Here is a 15,552-nt window from a genome sequence, read left to right as displayed (position 1 = left end):
ATGCATGAAATTCTCGTAAATCCATTCATTCAGCAATTCACTGTTTTTGTGATGGCTATTTTCGTGGGCTACTATGTTGTGTGGTCCGTAACTCCGGCTCTCCACACGCCGTTGATGGCGGTAACAAACGCTATTTCAAGTGTGATTATCGTGGGTGCGCTTATCGCTGCTGGCCCTGAGGGCATGACACTTTCCAAAATTCTTGGCTCAATCGCGATTGCGCTTGCAGCGGTGAATATCTTTGGTGGTTTTGCGGTTACCCAGCGCATGCTCGCCATGTATAAAAAGAAAAAGCCTTCCGAAGGTAAGGGAGGTGACAAATGAACCAGTTACATGCTGACTTAACAGCCGTTGCATATCTTGTTGCTGCTGTTCTCTTCATCCTGTCACTTCGAGGGCTTTCAAGCCCGGAGACAAGCCGCAAAGGTAACACTTACGGCATGATTGGTATGGCGATTGCCATTATCACCACGGTGTTGAACCCAGAGGTGGTTTCCTATGACTGGATCATTGGTTCCATCGCTGTTGGTGGTGTAATCGGCTTCATCATCGCTCGCCGTATTGCCATGACAGCAATGCCGCAGCTTGTAGCAGCTTTCCACAGCTTGGTTGGCTTGGCTGCAGTTCTTGTGGCTGCTGCGGCTTTCCTTAATCCTGTGTCTTTCGGTATTACCGATAGCCTTGGCCAGATTTTCATGGCCAGCCGGATTGAAATGTCCCTTGGTGCAGCGATTGGCGCAATTACCTTCTCTGGTTCTATAATCGCGTTCGCGAAACTTCAGGGCCTTATGTCTGGTGCACCGATTATGCTGCCGGGTCGCCATGTGATTAATGCGGTACTTGGCCTTGGTATTATTGGTATGATTGCTGCCTTTGCTATGAGCAGTGGTGCAGCATCCGGTGGCGGTATGCTGATGTGGTATATCATTGCAGCAAGTTTTGTTATCGGTTTCCTGCTGATTATCCCAATTGGTGGTGCTGATATGCCAGTGGTGGTTTCCATGCTTAATTCATATTCTGGCTGGGCTGCAGCTGGTATTGGATTTACGCTGCAAAACACAGCGCTTATCGTAACGGGTGCTCTTGTGGGCTCATCCGGTGCCATCCTTTCTTACATTATGTGTAAAGGCATGAACCGCAGCTTTATCTCTGTGATCCTTGGTGGTTTTGGTGCTGATGATAGCGCGGCTGCTGCCGTAGGTGGCGGTGAACAGCGCCCTGTGAAACAAGGGTCCGCTGATGATGCAGCCTTCATTATGAAGAACGCTGGTAAGGTTATCATTGTGCCGGGTTACGGTATGGCGGTAGCGCAGGCACAGCATGCTCTCAAAGAAATGGTTGATATGCTGAAGGCGGAAGGTGTGAAGGTTTCTTATGCTATTCACCCTGTCGCAGGCCGTATGCCAGGACATATGAACGTGCTGCTTGCGGAAGCCAACGTGCCGTATGATGAAGTGTTTGAGCTTGAGGATATCAACAGCGAGTTCGCTGGTGCAGATGTGGCGTTTGTGATTGGTGCAAATGATGTAACCAACCCGGCCGCGAAAACCGATCCTCAATCCGCCATCTACGGTATGCCTATCCTGGATGTGGAAAAAGCAGGCACAGTATTGTTTGTGAAGCGTTCTATGGGAAGCGGTTATGCTGGTGTGGATAACGAACTTTTCTTCCGGGATAACACCATGATGCTCTTTGCAGATGCGAAGAAGATGGTGGAAGAGATTGTGAAATCTCTGAACTAAGTGCGTTTAGGATGAAACTAGGAAAGCGGGGTGTTTTTGCCCCGTTTTTTATTGTTTGAATATATGAAGAATTGCTTTGCCAAAGACGACAGCTTAGGTTTGCTTAAAGTATAAAGATGATAGGTCGTGATGATGGGAATGGACCTGCAGAAAATCAATATAGTGTTGTATCGTAAGCCTTTACGCCGATTTTTAGGCACAATAGTACAGGGTTGTATGCTTGGGATAATTCTTGGCATTTTCCCTTTTGAGAACTTTATTGAATATGATTTTAGCGGGTGGGGGAATGTTCAATATCTGTACGCAGGAGCACTCTTTGTAGTGTTTCTAGGGATATTATACGGGTTTATTATCCATACTTGCTTTGCTCATATCCGGATTTCATCTAGAGGCGTGTTTCGGTTTGGTGTTGGCGGGATTATAAAAATTTTTGAAAGTCAGGAAATTAGAATGATGGAATGGCATGCAGAGGGACTTCTACTTGTCCAAAATAATGGGCGAAAATACCTCTTTCCTGCCACTCATTACAACAGCCCTTAAGGTATCATTGCTAAGTACACGGGGGCATTTTCATTGTGTTGGCCAATATACAAAATAAAAGGCCGCTTCCCATGGCGTGGAAGCGGCCTTGTCTTTTGCCTTAGGAAAACAAAAGGAGAGCGGTGGGATATCCAGGGCCAACAGGAACCCACCTATGGTATTAACGCCGCTGTCAGGTCCGGCGTGCAAGTTCAGCTCCCTTGATTGCGTCGCTTGCAAAATCATATAAACACGCATGATATTAATAATCAATCGCAAAAATGAAAAAAGTACATTTTTTTTAAACTCTCTGTGACAGATCGGTCTAAAGCGCTGCATTTCCTTGCTGAAATCCCCACATATGGCTATAGAACTATGGCAAATAGAAAGTGATGGCATGATAGAACAAGCGTCGATAATTGATTTTTTGAGCGCAAGCCTGCGTGGTTTGGAGGCTTCTGGCCGCTCGATTCTATCACCTGCCGAACAATCGGTTGCTGATGAAATTGCAAGATGCCTTGACGCTAAATTGCAGGAAATGGTGGAAGAACTAGAGGCTATTGCATCCTGCCAGCAGGATATGCCGCGAGTGGAAGGGCTTGATGAGCTGCCACCATTTGAAGCTTTCTGTATTGGCCTGAAAACAATCGGCGATGCTCTTCTACCGCACTTGGTGGCTGAATTTTCTACGGCTTGTTCCGAACAGGGTGCTCCAACAAAACCATTTCAGTGGATCATTCGAGCACGGGCCGATGCGTTTGTTGCCTATTTACTACAGATTGCGCAGGTTCACGGCCTTGCTTTTGATGATAAGCTTGAAACCGTTGGGAAAAGTGAGCAGATTGCCCTAGCAAACTTGGGGGCAGACCTGAGATTACGCATGCAGCAGGAAATGGATAAATTGGTATGAACCGCTGTTCAGCCAATATTAATGCTACATCGCTAGGTTAGGTTTGTTAACTGTGTTGGGATCTGTGATGAGAGCCTTGTCTTTAATTTTTATATTTGCTCTGGGAGTGATGCTTATCGGCGCTGTTCATGCAGCCGATGATAAGAAACAATCTCGGCAGGAAAAGTTGACGGCAGAACGTGTGGCTAAACTGAATGAGCGTTATCAGCCTACGGGTAAAATGCGCAAATGTGTGTCTTATTCCCAGATTCGCGATACTCAGGTTCTTGATGATCAAACCATTTTTTTTCGCGCAACCGGGCGACGTGGGTATGTGAATAAAATGAGTAGGAAGTGCCCCCGACTGCTTTCTGAAGAACGCTTTGCTTATCGCAGCCATACCGGGCAGCTTTGCCGCGGCGAAGTTATTTCTGTCCTCGATTCTTTTGGTCAAACCTGGGCAAGCTGCAGCCTTGGGGAATTTCAGGAATATATACGGAAACCAAAAGAGGAAAACGGCGATAAATAAAGATAAACTAAAGGGGTGTCACTTTAGTTTGAACGTATGATCTTTGGTATAAAGATGTTACATTCTATCGCACTTTGCTTTCCATTTAGCGCATAAGAATTTCTTAAATCAGCAATTAGGCGCATACCCGTTTCAAAGAGCTAAAAAGCCATTTGACGCGAGGTAAATCATGCAGCTCACCGAAAAAAGTTTGAAGAATCCAGCAGCCGTTATCGTGCTTGCTATGATCGCACTGGTTCTTGGGGGCGTTATGCTTACCAAGCTGCCAGTTCAACTGTTCCCTGCTATCGAACGTCCGCAACTGGGCGTACAGGTTTTCTGGCGTGCTGCCAGTCCGTCTGAGATAGAATCAGAAATCATCGAGCCAATTGAAGAAGTGATGCAGGGCGTGCCGGGGCTTGAGGAAATGCGCTCCTTCTCGAACCCTTCATTTGGCTTTGTTTCGCTTGAGTTTACCCTTGAAGCAGATATGGACCATGCACTTATTGAAGTGATCAGTCGTCTTAACCGATTACCACCACTTCCAGCGGACGCAGACAGGCCTCGTGTGGTCATGAATGGTGGCGGTGGCCCAGCTTCTGAAACACTTATTTATCTGTTCACACAGTTCCGTGAGGGAAGTGCCCTTCGCCAAGAGGAATATGTTCCTTTCATCGAGGATGAAGTTGTTCCGCGTCTTGAAGCAATCGAAGGTATTGCGGATATTTCTGTTGAAGCGGGCGCCGGCCTTGGTGACCAGTTGCAGATTGAATTCGACGCAGTAAGGGCCGCTCAGCTGGGTATTGATATCAACACGCTTACACGCCGTATCGGCCGTACAGTGGATAGTTCAGGCGGCTATATGGAAGTAGGGCGCAGGCGGTACCTTATGAATTTCCAGGGCCGCTATGAGCCGGATGAACTCCGGGAACTTATTCTGGATTGGAGAGACGGCAGCCCGGTGACACTTGGTGATATCGCGACGATCTCTGTTGCACCACCAGATGCTACTCAGGTGGTTTACCAGAACGGTAACAAAGCCATTGGTATGCGTGTGGTGCGTGAAAGTGGTGCGAACGTGCTGGCAACAATTGATAGACTGACAAAGGTACTGGATGAGCTGAATGCAGGTATGCTCGCAGACCAAGGTATTTCTATTCAGAAATCTTTTGATCCGTCCGTATTCATTAACCGCGCGATCAACCTTCTTTCCAGCAACCTGTTGATTGGTGTGTTGCTGGCGGTTGGCGTGCTTTGGTGGTTCCTTCGTCAGGTGCGTGCAACCTTGTTGATTGCGCTTACAATTCCGATTTGTCTGCTCTCCACTATCATTGTTCTCGCTCTCTTTGGGCGAACAGTGAATGTAATCTCGCTTGCAGGTCTAGCGTTCGCAACGGGTATGGTGCTTGATGCGGCTATTGTTGTGCTGGAAAATATTGTAAGGCTCCGTGAACGAGGTGAGAAGCCAAACATGGCATCCCTTATGGGGGCAAGTCAGGTTTGGGGTGCACTTCTGGCTTCCACAGCGACAACAGTGGCTATTTTTGTGCCGATCCTGTTCCTGAAGGATGTGGAAGGCCAACTGTTTGCTGATTTGGCACTCACCATTGCAATTGGTGTTGGGCTTTCGCTTGTTGTGGCGGTGACTGTGCTGCCGGTAGTTGCCGAGCACTGGCTAAAAAAACTACCTAAAAATGATGATGCCGGTGAACGTGCTGAACGTTTCTCCGCGCGCATTATGCGTATTACAGGTACACCAATGCGCCGTGCTGGTATCATCACGGGTTTGATTGGTGGTGCGGTATTCCTTAGTTACTCGCTTCTGCCGAACCTGAATTATCTGCCACCCGTGAAACGGGATGCGGTTGATGCGTTCATTATGTTCCCGTCCGGTGCAAACACAGAAACTGTGGACAGAGAGGTTGCGCAGGTAATCGTAGAACGTCTTCAACCTTATATGGACGGTGTTAAAGAGCCTGCGCTCAAAAACTATTACATCATTACTTTCCCGAATGGTCAGGGTGGATCGCTTGGCGTTCGTGCGAAAGACCAAGGTAAAGTTAAAGAACTGGAAGAAATCGTTCAAAACGAAATTCTAGCTGGTTTCCCTGATGTCCAGGCGTTTGCGCAGCAAGGTAACTTGTTCGGCGGCTTCGGTGGCGGTGGTTCAGTTCAACTGAATATACATTCCCGTGATCTTGATGGGCTACGTGATGTAACATTACAGGCAGGCCGCATTATCGGCGAGGCTGTGCCTGGTGCGCGTGCACGCCCGAACCCGGATCCAAACGTGATTTCACCTGAACTGAAAATCAACCCAAATGACAGACGCTTGGCGGAAGTAGGTTATGGCCGGAATGATATTGCTCGGATTATCCGTGCGCTTGGCGATGGTCAGTGGCTTGGTGAACATTTTGACGGTGAACGTCGTGTGGATATGATTTTGAAATCTCAGGAATGGACAGATCCTGAAATGCTTGAATCTATCCCGATTTCAACACCACGTGGCGGGATAGTACCGCTTGGCGAGTTAGTGAATATCGAGCGTGGTGTAGGCCCAACTTTCATTCAGCGTGTGGACCGCAAGCGTACGGTAACTTTCAATATTAACCAGCCTGATGGTATGGCTCTGGAAGATATGGTTACGATCCTGAAAGAGCAGGTTGAACCGCAAATCAGGCCGCTACTGCCTGCTGATGCGACCATCTCTTATGGTGGTAGTGCTGATGCGCTTGACCGTGCTGTTGGCTCACTCACTATCAACTTTGTTTTGGCTCTCGGCTTATTGTTTATGATTTTGGCAGCACTGTTCAAATCACCAAAAGATGCAATCTTTGTGGTGATTACGATCCCGCTTGCCAGCATGGGTGGTGTGCTTGCTCTTTGGATATTGAACCAAATTAACTTTGCGCCGCTAGATCTCCTGACAATGATCGGCTTCATCATCTTGCTGGGGCTTGTGGTGAATAATGCGATCTTGTTGGTGGCGCAGACACGCGCAGGCGAGGCTGAAGGTTTGAGCCGTGAACAAGCGATCGAGCGCGCGCTCGCACTTCGCCTGCGCCCAATTTTCATGAGCACGCTCACATCCATTATGGGCATGCTGCCGCTCGTACTGTTCCCAGGCGCGGGTAGTGATATTTACCGTGGTATGGCAACAACAATTGTGGGCGGGATGAGTGTATCAACAATCTTCACCTTGTTGCTATTGCCGTGCTTGCTACGCCTGACAGCTCCCAAGATTGAAGCACCAACAAAAAGTCTGCAACCAGCAGAATAAGCGAGGATATAAGATGACTATTCTGAACAGATTACAAAACCGTATGAAGACCCGGGTTGCCATCTTGTGTGGCATTGGCTTAATGGCAATGAACCCTGCTATAGCGCAAAATGGGCCACCACCCGCGGTGGTGGAAATTGCTGAGGCCAGTACTGAGGTAATGGCGCCACAGGTATTTATGCCGGGCACAGTTGTGAGCAGAAACGATAGCCGTATCGCCGCAGAAATTGCTGGTCGGGTGATGAGTGTTGTACCTGAGGGAACCGCTGTTCAAAAAGGCGATGTAATTGCTGAAATTGATAACCGGAACCTTAAGCTTCAACTGGAAAGAAATAAATCCCAAATCAAAAGGCTTGAAGCACGGATTCGTTTTCTCGAAGCTGATCTAAAGCGAGTGAAAGAACTCGCAGAAACCAATCACACGCCAGTAAGCCGTGTGGATGAAGCGCAAAGCCAGCTTGATATGACCAAGGAAGAGCTCGCACAGGCAAAGCTTAACTTGGATCAAACCCGTGTTGATCTTGACCGAACTAAAGTGCGGGCACCATTCCCGGGCCGGGTTGTTGAGCGTTTGGCACAGGCTGGGGAATATAGTGCCCCGGGCCGTGAAATTGTTCGTCTTGTAGATACAAGTCATTTAGAAGTAAGTGCTCAGGCACCAGTGAATCTTGCAAGTGTTCTTTCTGATAATCAGCGTGTTGCTCTTCGTCAGGGAGGTAGCTTTTCTGACGCAACGATCAGAGCACTGATCCCTGTTGGTGATGCGGTAAGCCGGACTATGGAGATTCGCGTGGAAGTACCCGAAGGGGCTGCTTTTGTTGTTGGGGCCGCAGTACAGATTGGCCTGCCGTCCAGCGCACCTGAACAGGTAGTGGCTGTGCCAAGAGATGCATTGGTTCTTCGCCGTGAGGGTACTTATGTATTCCGAGTGAAAGAAGATAATACGGCAGAGCGGTTAACAGTTCGCACAGGTGCCGCAAATGGCGCACTTGTAGCTGTTGTTGGTAATATCTCTAACGGTGATCGTGTAGTGATCCGTGGGGGTGAACGCTTGCGCTCCGGGCAACAGGTTAAACTACGAGATGAAGTAACAACCAGCCGCTAAGTTATTATTGTTTGGAGTATCATGACCAAAAAAAATAAAAACAAGGTTGGCGATACGCCTTCTCCTAATCATAATGCTGCTTCAGAAATCGATTTGAAGCAGCCAACCCATTCGGCTGCAACCAGCATGGAAGGCCGCTCTGGGACTATGAAGTTAGTAGAACGTTTTTTTGGTACAAAAGACCGAACTTTCTGGACTTTTCAGGCCGCCGGCTGGACCGGTTATGCAATGCTGCGCACGCTCCAGGCGGTTATTAACAGCGAAACTTTTCCTGAATATTTAGGTTTTGTAGTTTTTGTCCTGCTTTTGGGTGTGGGACTTTCTCTGGTAATGCGTTCCATATACCGCGTGGTTAGAAACATGTCATTGGCGGTGACGCTCTTGGGTATCATTGTGACATGTGCAGGACTTGGGCTTGTGTTTTCATGGGCGGAACTTCAGGTGGGGCCTCTGCTTGTCGAAGACATGGAGTTAATTGGTGGCATTCGCTTGTTGGGCAACGCCATGTTTGAAATTACAGTGCTTTTGGCGTGGTCTGCCATCTATTTCGGATATCACTATTATACCAGTCTTCAGGAACAAAAAGAACAGGTGCTTAAAGCAACGGCAATGGCACACCAAGCGCAGTTGAAGATGCTCCGCTATCAGCTTAACCCCCATTTTTTGTTTAATACGCTGAATGCCATTTCTACGTTGGTACTGGAAAAATCAGAAGCTGACGCAAACCGTATGCTCACGAAGCTTTCCAGCTTTCTACGTTATACACTTGTGAATCAACCTACCCAGCGGGTAACACTTGATCAGGAACTACATGCGCTTGGGCTTTATCTGGATATTGAGAAAGTTCGTTTTCAGGATAGATTGCTTCTTGAATTTGATATTGGTGAAAAAGCGCGTGATGCCTTGATACCAAGTTTGCTTCTACAGCCTCTTATTGAGAATGCTATCAAGTATGCAATAGCGCCTTCTATTGATGGAGGTACTATCAAGGTAAGTGCCGATGTAGATGACGGACGCCTGAAGGTGGCGCTTACCGATACTGGCCCGGGTATGGAAGACTTAACAAATATCGTGAGTAAATCTGGTTCCGGTGTTGGTATTGCCAACACACGCGAGCGCTTGATGCAGATTTACGGTGATGATCATGAGATTACACTCAGGAATATGGACCCAACTGGTTTAGGTATTTTTATTGAACTACCTTGTGACCGCTAATTTTATGTTTACATAATGATGTGAAAATGCCGTTGCTAAGGCTCGATAGGGGAAGAATATATGGCTAAAATCAGAGCGCTTTTGGTGGATGATGAACCACTTGCGATCCGCGGGTTAACGCTACGCCTTGAAAAATTTGATGATTTGGAAATCATCGGAACATGTTCAAATGGCCGGGAAGCCGTGAAAGCAATTAAAGAACAAAAGCCTGATCTGGTTTTCCTCGATATCCAAATGCCCGGCTTTGATGGGTTTTCGGTTGTGCGTTCACTTGTTGGGCAAACGGAAATTCCGCTTATTGTTTTTGTAACTGCTTTTGATCAGTATGCCTTTGAAGCGTTTGAAGCCCATGCGCTTGATTATCTTTTGAAACCAGTTGAAGAAGAACGGCTTGAAGAAGCTATCGTACGTGTGCGTGAAGCGCTTAGCCAGCGTATTGCAATTGAACAAAATGCGCGCCTTGTAGATTTGATTGAAAGCATGGATGAGCCCCCCAAAGAAGCGCTCACCGCTATTCTGGAAAAGCCTGTAGAGCATAAAGAGGAGCGTTATGATCCGCATCTTCGTATTAAAGATCGCGGGCATATCACGATTGTGGATGTTGCAGATGTTGATTATGTAGACGCGGCTGGCGATTATATGTGTATTCATGTGGGTGAGAAAACCCATATTCTTCGAGAGACCATGAAAACCATGGAAAAGCGCCTTGATCCTCGTGTTTTCCAGCGTGTTCACCGATCTACTATTGTTAACTTGGATAAAGTGAAAGAAGTGCGCCCTCATTCAAACGGCGAGTGTTTTCTGACCCTTATGTGCGGCGTTGAATTAAAAGTAAGCCGTTCATACAAAGATGTTGTAGGTAGGTTCTTGTAAAGTACTACGCCAGCAATGAATTAGGATTTTTTTGAAACACGTTTTGGGTAAAGGTTATATTTTTTTAGCCTTAACTAAAAATTGGAAAGTAGACCAATCTTCTATTCTGTTGTGCGATATTTCTTCAGCGGGTTTGTTAAAAAGTTTAGCTAATTGTTTGATTGCATTATTAGTGTTTTGTGTTTGAAATTTTCTAGGCTTAACAAATTCAAGTTCAAAGCCACAGGCTTCAAACATGCTGATAATTGTAGCTTTTGTGAAAAATCTTAAGTGCGTTTTGTCTAATAGGCCTGCATCAGCGTATGGGAACTGACCATTCACCAAGTTGAAAATTATACTCCAATGAGACGTGTTAGGAATACATGCGCAAACGTGACCACCTGATTTTAAAAATTGACTATGACGTTTTAGTGAAGTCCAGGGATCTATAAAATGTTCTAAAACATCGCCGTAGATGATCAGATCAAAATGCTCATGAGTGTATCCATCATACCCAAGGTCTCGTTCTTCGGCGTTGCCAACAATAATATGATCAAGATGTTGTTTTGCAACGTTTGCAGCAGGTTCAAAAAGCTCGAAACCTACACACCTGGAAGCAGGATTTATTTCTTTATAACGTCTGAGAAATTGCCCTTCACCACATCCAAACTCAATGACGTTGGTAGCATTATGGCAAATGTCTAGCAATTCAGTGTTAATGTTGCTGTAGTATGTCGAGGATGTATTCATAAAATTGCTATATCCTTGGGATATGTTCCATAAGGCGAGGACCCATGCGCACGGGTTCAATGCGTTTGGCGAGGCCTGTGCGATCATCTGTTTCGACAAACGTGCCGCATACCGTTGCTTCACCACTTGCAGGATTGTACCGCTCTTTATTCATCTTGGTCAGGAAACGGCTGATAGGTTCTTCTTTGTCCATGCCGATAACACTATTGTAATCACCGCACATCCCGGCATCGGTTTGGTAGGCTGTGCCTTTATCAAAAATCTGGCAGTCTGCAGTTGGAATATGGCTGTGAGTACCCACTACAAGACTTACCCGGCCATCCAGATATTGGCCCATAGCCATCTTTTCACTTGTAGCTTCACCGTGAAAATCTACAACAATGGCGTCCACAGTAGCGCCAAGGCGGTATTTTTTCAGAATGTCATCTACAGCACGAAACGGGCAATCCATAGCGTTCATAAACACACGGCCCATGGCGTTGATAACCAGTACCTTCTTGCCTCGTGGTGCATCATAGATATTGTAGCCGCGCCCCGGGGTGCCGGGTGGGTAATTCACCGGGCGAAGAATGCGGCCATCAGCACCAATAGCTGTAAGTAGTTCTTTCTGGTCGAATGTGTGATTGCCACCAGAGATGACATCGGCACCAGCCTGAATAACCTGTCCGGCAATTTTGCTTGTAGTCCCAAATCCAGAGGCGGCGTTCTCAGCGTTTACAATAACGAAATCCAGTTTCAGTTTTTGGCGGAGATCAGGCAGGGCATCTGTAGCAGCGTTTCTGCCAGAACGGCCCATCAAATCCCCCAGAAATAGTAAACGCATATTTTTTCTTTCTAATTTCTTACCCGTTACATCATTTTTTTGCGGGGGAGAATAACACCTTCTTCGGTGATAATACCCTGCATTGGCCAATCAAATTCACTTCTTGGCAAGTTTTCCACAAATTGTGCCCCGTATGCAAACCCGAAGGCTTTAATTTCCGTATGAGCTGCCAGCGTGCGGTCATAGTAGCCGCCACCCCAGCCAAGGCGGTAACAATCCTCATCAAAAGCGAGCAGCGGTGCTAATAGAGCATTTGGAGTAACTTTAGGTGCATCTTTAACGGGTTGCATGGTGCCTAGGGCACCTTTCTCAAGCGGGTCGCCTTGCCCCCATAGGCGAAAGGTAAGCGGTGCATTTTCTGTGCTTACGACCGGTAAAGCGATGCGGTATCCAGCCTGTTCAAGTGCCAACATCAAAAACCGCGGATCAAGCTCATCTCCAATTGGCCAATAGCCCGCAATAATAGCGCCTTTGTTGAAACTGGAAAACATCTGCAGGCCATGTTTTGACGCTTTTTCTGCGGCCTCAAGAGCATACATTTGCGCGGCACCTGCACGCATGCGTTTCGCTTCGGCGCGGAGATCAGCTTTACTTGTTGGTCTTTTCATAGTGTCTTTCTGGTGGGTGCGGGACCACCTCTGCCGTTCTGACGTTTGTACTCTCCGGAACCTGATAAATCAGGTGGGCGCCGTATGAGAAGAACCACGGTTCTAACCAGTGACAGCTCCCTAGGAGTGTTTATAGCCCCGGGAATTACTGCATATCGCACGCACAGCGCAGTGCCCGCGCCGCATACTTAAGCGTTTGTGAGCTTTTCTGCAATACCTTCTACTTCTGAAGAGACTTCATTCAGGATTTTAGCGAGGTCAGATTCTGAAATAGCACTCATTAGTCCACCATTGCCGCCATTCTCGAGCGCTTCATGCAACTCATCAGCAATTAGAACAGCTGCCATTAGTAGCAGGCGAGATTCGTTGATGTGTCCAAGTTTGCCAGCAAGATCACGAGCTTTAGTATCTACATAAGCGGCAAGTTTTCGGATGCGGTCTTCATCACCTTCAGCGCAAGCGAGTGGATAAGGCTTACCGTTAACGTTCACACTAATCTGGGCCATTATACATCTCCTGCCAGTGGGTCAAGATTAGCGATCGCCTTGTCAAGTTCGGCCTTGATCATCTCTTTTTCTGCCTGCATCTCTTCCAACATCTTTTTCATACGCTGCATTTCTATTTGAGCACTCAAATTAATATCTACAGGTTTGGGTGTTTCCTGGGCTTCCAGCAGGTCAGCATACTTGGTTTTAAGTAATTTGTAGTTTTGCTCAAGTGAGGCTTTTTCTTCTTGTACAGTTGTTAATTGCCTTTCTATATCTGCAGAAGGTGTTTGCAGAGCATAGGCTGCAATTTGTTCATGTAGCTTCAGATTTTCCGCTTCCAGTTTTGCAACGCGTTCGGCTAGCTGAACTTTCTCGTTTGTAATGCTAGCGGCAGAATTTAGAGCTTCACGTGTTGTAACTACACCTTGAGCCAAGCCTGAAAGAGCTGTTTCGAGTCGCGCTCTTGCTGCTTCTAATTCCTGTGAAGATGTGTGCTCTGTCATTTTCTTGTCTCAACTTACCAACGGCGTTAGAGCCGATAATATCAGTGTGCAAAAAGCTAATTTCTCTTGAAGATAGGGTGTTTGCAGGACTGTCGTCAATCATACACAAGCATTGTTGCATCTGAAAGTAAGAAAAACACTGCTAAATAACGCTCACAAAGGTTGACTATGCAGTTCTTCCCCGCCATTTTGACCGCGATTTTCACGTCGCCTTTTTAGGGCCAAAAAGACAAGTTGATAGAAATGAGCGATATTTCACTCCAAGCTGAAAATGATCTTGAGCAAAAAATGGCAAATGCGATCCGCGCTTTGTCCATGGATGCAATCCAAAAAGCGAATTCGGGCCACCCTGGTATGCCAATGGGAATGGCCGATGTAGCAACAGTTCTTTTCTCTAAGTTTATGAATTTCGATCCCGCGTGGCCAACATGGCCAAACCGGGATCGTTTTGTATTGTCAGCTGGCCACGGCTCAATGCTGATCTATTCGCTCCTGCACCTAACTGGTTACGAAAACCCGACAATGGAAGATATTAAAAACTTCCGTCAGCTTCATAGCCCAACCGCTGGCCACCCAGAGTTCGGTGAGTGCCCGGGTGTTGAAACGACAACTGGTCCGCTAGGCCAAGGCCTAGCAACATCTGTTGGTATGGCAATCGGTGAGCGACTATCAAACGCTGAATACGGTGATGATATTACCAACCACCACACATATGTGTTGGCGGGTGACGGCTGTTTGATGGAAGGTGTTTCTCAGGAAGCTATCTCTCTTGCAGGTCACTTAAATCTATCGAAGATGATCGTGCTTTGGGATGATAACTCTATTTCTATCGATGGTTCGATCGATCTGTCATCAAGTGAAGATATGATGGCGCGTTTCGAAGCGGCTGGCTGGCACGTTCAGGCGGTAGATGGCCACGATATGGAAGCGATTGAGGTTGCAATTGGCCTTGCTAAAGAAGCAGATAAGCCTTCCATGATTGCATGCCGTACTACAATCGGTTACGGCGCACCAAATAAGCAAGGTACATCAGCAACACACGGCGCACCACTTGGTGACGATGAAATCGCTGCAACACGCGAGTTCCTTGGTTGGGACGCTGAACCATTCGTAGTTCCGGAAGATGTGCTGAACGCATGGCGCGCTGTTGGTGCAAAGGGTGCAAGCGCTTCTGCCGCATGGAAAGATAAATTCGGTGCGCTTGATCAGTTCGTGAAAGAAGATTTTGATCGCCGTCAGAATAAAGACCTTCCAGCAGGTTTCACAACAGCGATCAACGAATATAAAGCCCAGCTTGCTGCTGAGCCTGTAAAAGTTGCGACACGTAAAGCAAGCCAGATGGCGCTTGAAGTGATCAATGGTGTTGTACCTGAAACAATTGGTGGTTCCGCAGACCTTACGGGTTCGAACCTTACAAAAACAAGCCAGACAGAAGGCATCACTTCTGATGATTTCTCTGGTCGTTATATGTATTACGGTATCCGCGAATTTGAAATGTGTGCGGCGATGAATGGCCTTGCGCTATACAATCAGCACATTCCGTACGGTGGTACGTTCATGGTATTCACCGACTATGCTCGTCCGGCCATTCGTCTTGCGGCTCTTATGAAGCAGCGCGCGATTTATGTGATGACACACGATAGCATTGGTCTTGGTGAAGATGGCCCGACACACCAGCCAGTTGAGCATGTGATGAGCCTGCGCACGATGCCGAATGTGAATGTTTTCCGTCCATGTGATGCTGTTGAAACAGCTGAATGTTGGGCGCTTTCACTGGAAGCTAAAGAAACACCAAGCATTCTATCTCTTACACGCCAGGGCCTTATTCAGCAGCGTACCACACACACAGATGAAAATCTCTGTGCTAAAGGTGGTTATGTTCTGCATGAAGCAGAAGGCGGCGAGGCGAAAGTTGTGTTGATCGCAACAGGTTCTGAAGTTGAAATCGCAGCAGCAGCGCGTGATACACTTCAGGCAGATGGTGTGCCAACGCGTGTTGTTTCCATGCCGTGTACGGATCTGTTTGATCAGCAAGATGTAGCTTATAAAGCAGAGGTACTGCCTGCTACTGCTTTGAAAGCTTCTATCGAAGCGGGAACTACATTCGGTTGGGAGCGTTATACTGGCCTTGACGGCGTGAATATCGGTATGACCACGTTTGGTGCTTCGGCTCCAGCTGATGAACTATATGAGCATTTCGGAATTACAGCTGATGCATTGGTTGCAGCTGTGCGCGAGAAGCTCTAATTAATTACAAATATTTTGTTTGT

The 15,552-nt window shown here is 47.2% G+C and carries 16 protein-coding genes and 1 other RNA gene; 10 read left to right on the top strand and 7 right to left on the bottom strand.

All coding sequences use genetic code 11. The annotated features are described in order from the left end of the window. The 3 genes from MF542_RS02755 (at nt 1) to MF542_RS02745 (ending at nt 2,282) form a co-directional block, all read left to right on the top strand. Nucleotides 1-324: an NAD(P) transhydrogenase subunit alpha part 2 gene (locus tag MF542_RS02755; RefSeq protein ID WP_247015705.1), complete on the top strand. Its 324-nt coding sequence runs from the start codon at nt 1-3 to the stop codon at nt 322-324. Next, nucleotides 321-1,742, top strand: a complete 1,422-nt coding sequence (locus MF542_RS02750; RefSeq protein WP_247015703.1) for an NAD(P)(+) transhydrogenase (Re/Si-specific) subunit beta — start codon at nt 321-323, stop codon at nt 1,740-1,742. Before MF542_RS02755 ends, MF542_RS02750 begins: the two co-directional genes overlap by 4 nt. A gap of 129 nt (nt 1,743-1,871) precedes the next feature. Beyond that, nucleotides 1,872-2,282: a hypothetical protein gene (locus tag MF542_RS02745; protein WP_247015701.1), complete on the top strand. Its 411-nt coding sequence runs from the start codon at nt 1,872-1,874 to the stop codon at nt 2,280-2,282. A 30-nt stretch (nt 2,283-2,312) separates the two neighbouring features. Here MF542_RS02745 and MF542_RS02740 read toward each other — a convergent pair whose 3' ends face one another. Further along, nucleotides 2,313-2,600 (bottom strand): hypothetical protein, encoded by a 288-nt coding sequence (locus tag MF542_RS02740; RefSeq protein ID WP_247015699.1) that lies wholly within the window; start codon nt 2,598-2,600, stop codon nt 2,313-2,315. 22 nt (nt 2,601-2,622) lie between these two features. Between MF542_RS02740 and MF542_RS02735 the strand changes: the two genes are divergently transcribed. From MF542_RS02735 to MF542_RS02710, 6 genes are all read left to right on the top strand, one after another. Beyond that, nucleotides 2,623-3,171, top strand: a complete 549-nt coding sequence (locus tag MF542_RS02735) for a hypothetical protein (protein ID WP_247015697.1) — start codon at nt 2,623-2,625, stop codon at nt 3,169-3,171. 76 nt (nt 3,172-3,247) lie between these two features. Beyond that, nucleotides 3,248-3,679 (top strand): DUF6491 family protein, encoded by a 432-nt coding sequence (locus tag MF542_RS02730; protein ID WP_247015695.1) that lies wholly within the window; start codon nt 3,248-3,250, stop codon nt 3,677-3,679. Between the two features lie 169 nt (nt 3,680-3,848). Continuing rightward, the gene (locus MF542_RS02725) at nt 3,849-6,938 is read left to right on the top strand and encodes an efflux RND transporter permease subunit (protein ID WP_247015693.1); all 3,090 of its coding nucleotides are present in this window, start codon (nt 3,849-3,851) and stop codon (nt 6,936-6,938) included. Nucleotides 6,939-6,951: 13 nt separating this feature from the next. After that, nucleotides 6,952-8,043 carry an efflux RND transporter periplasmic adaptor subunit gene (locus MF542_RS02720; protein WP_247015691.1) on the top strand — a complete coding sequence of 364 codons (1,092 nt, stop codon included), beginning with the start codon at nt 6,952-6,954 and terminating at the stop codon, nt 8,041-8,043. A gap of 21 nt (nt 8,044-8,064) precedes the next feature. After that, on the top strand, nt 8,065-9,258 hold the full coding sequence (locus MF542_RS02715; RefSeq protein ID WP_247015689.1) for a sensor histidine kinase: 1,194 nt from the start codon (nt 8,065-8,067) through the stop codon (nt 9,256-9,258). Nucleotides 9,259-9,318: 60 nt separating this feature from the next. Further along, complete coding sequence (locus MF542_RS02710) at nt 9,319-10,131, top strand: LytR/AlgR family response regulator transcription factor (RefSeq protein ID WP_247015687.1); 813 nt, start codon at nt 9,319-9,321, stop codon at nt 10,129-10,131. A gap of 54 nt (nt 10,132-10,185) precedes the next feature. Here MF542_RS02710 and MF542_RS02705 read toward each other — a convergent pair whose 3' ends face one another. The 6 genes from MF542_RS02705 to MF542_RS02685 all read right to left on the bottom strand — a co-directional run bounded on the left by MF542_RS02705 (nt 10,186) and on the right by MF542_RS02685 (nt 13,282). Next, nucleotides 10,186-10,860 carry a class I SAM-dependent methyltransferase gene (locus MF542_RS02705; RefSeq protein ID WP_247015685.1) on the bottom strand — a complete coding sequence of 225 codons (675 nt, stop codon included), beginning with the start codon at nt 10,858-10,860 and terminating at the stop codon, nt 10,186-10,188. A 7-nt stretch (nt 10,861-10,867) separates the two neighbouring features. Further along, nucleotides 10,868-11,683 carry a TIGR00282 family metallophosphoesterase gene (locus MF542_RS02700; protein WP_247015683.1) on the bottom strand — a complete coding sequence of 272 codons (816 nt, stop codon included), beginning with the start codon at nt 11,681-11,683 and terminating at the stop codon, nt 10,868-10,870. Nucleotides 11,684-11,709: 26 nt separating this feature from the next. After that, nucleotides 11,710-12,291 (bottom strand): 5-formyltetrahydrofolate cyclo-ligase, encoded by a 582-nt coding sequence (locus tag MF542_RS02695; RefSeq protein ID WP_247015681.1) that lies wholly within the window; start codon nt 12,289-12,291, stop codon nt 11,710-11,712. Between the two features lie 17 nt (nt 12,292-12,308). After that, a non-coding RNA gene (gene ssrS, locus MF542_RS17880) (6S RNA) lies at nt 12,309-12,469 on the bottom strand. Between the two features lie 10 nt (nt 12,470-12,479). Then, nucleotides 12,480-12,797: a cell division protein ZapA gene (locus tag MF542_RS02690; RefSeq protein WP_247015679.1), complete on the bottom strand. Its 318-nt coding sequence runs from the start codon at nt 12,795-12,797 to the stop codon at nt 12,480-12,482. Then, nucleotides 12,797-13,282, bottom strand: coding sequence for a hypothetical protein (locus tag MF542_RS02685; protein ID WP_247015677.1), 486 nt, complete (start codon nt 13,280-13,282; stop codon nt 12,797-12,799). Before MF542_RS02685 ends, MF542_RS02690 begins: the two co-directional genes overlap by 1 nt. A 243-nt stretch (nt 13,283-13,525) precedes the next feature. Between MF542_RS02685 and tkt the strand changes: the two genes are divergently transcribed. Further along, nucleotides 13,526-15,529 (top strand): transketolase, encoded by a 2,004-nt coding sequence (tkt, locus tag MF542_RS02680; RefSeq protein WP_247015675.1) that lies wholly within the window; start codon nt 13,526-13,528, stop codon nt 15,527-15,529. The last annotated feature ends 23 nt before the right edge of the window (nt 15,530-15,552 follow it).

This window comes from Kordiimonas laminariae, assembly GCF_023008165.1.
GTDB classification, from domain to species: Bacteria; Pseudomonadota; Alphaproteobacteria; order Sphingomonadales; family Kordiimonadaceae; genus Kordiimonas; species Kordiimonas laminariae.
This window is presented reverse-complemented; position numbering and strand designations above follow the sequence as displayed.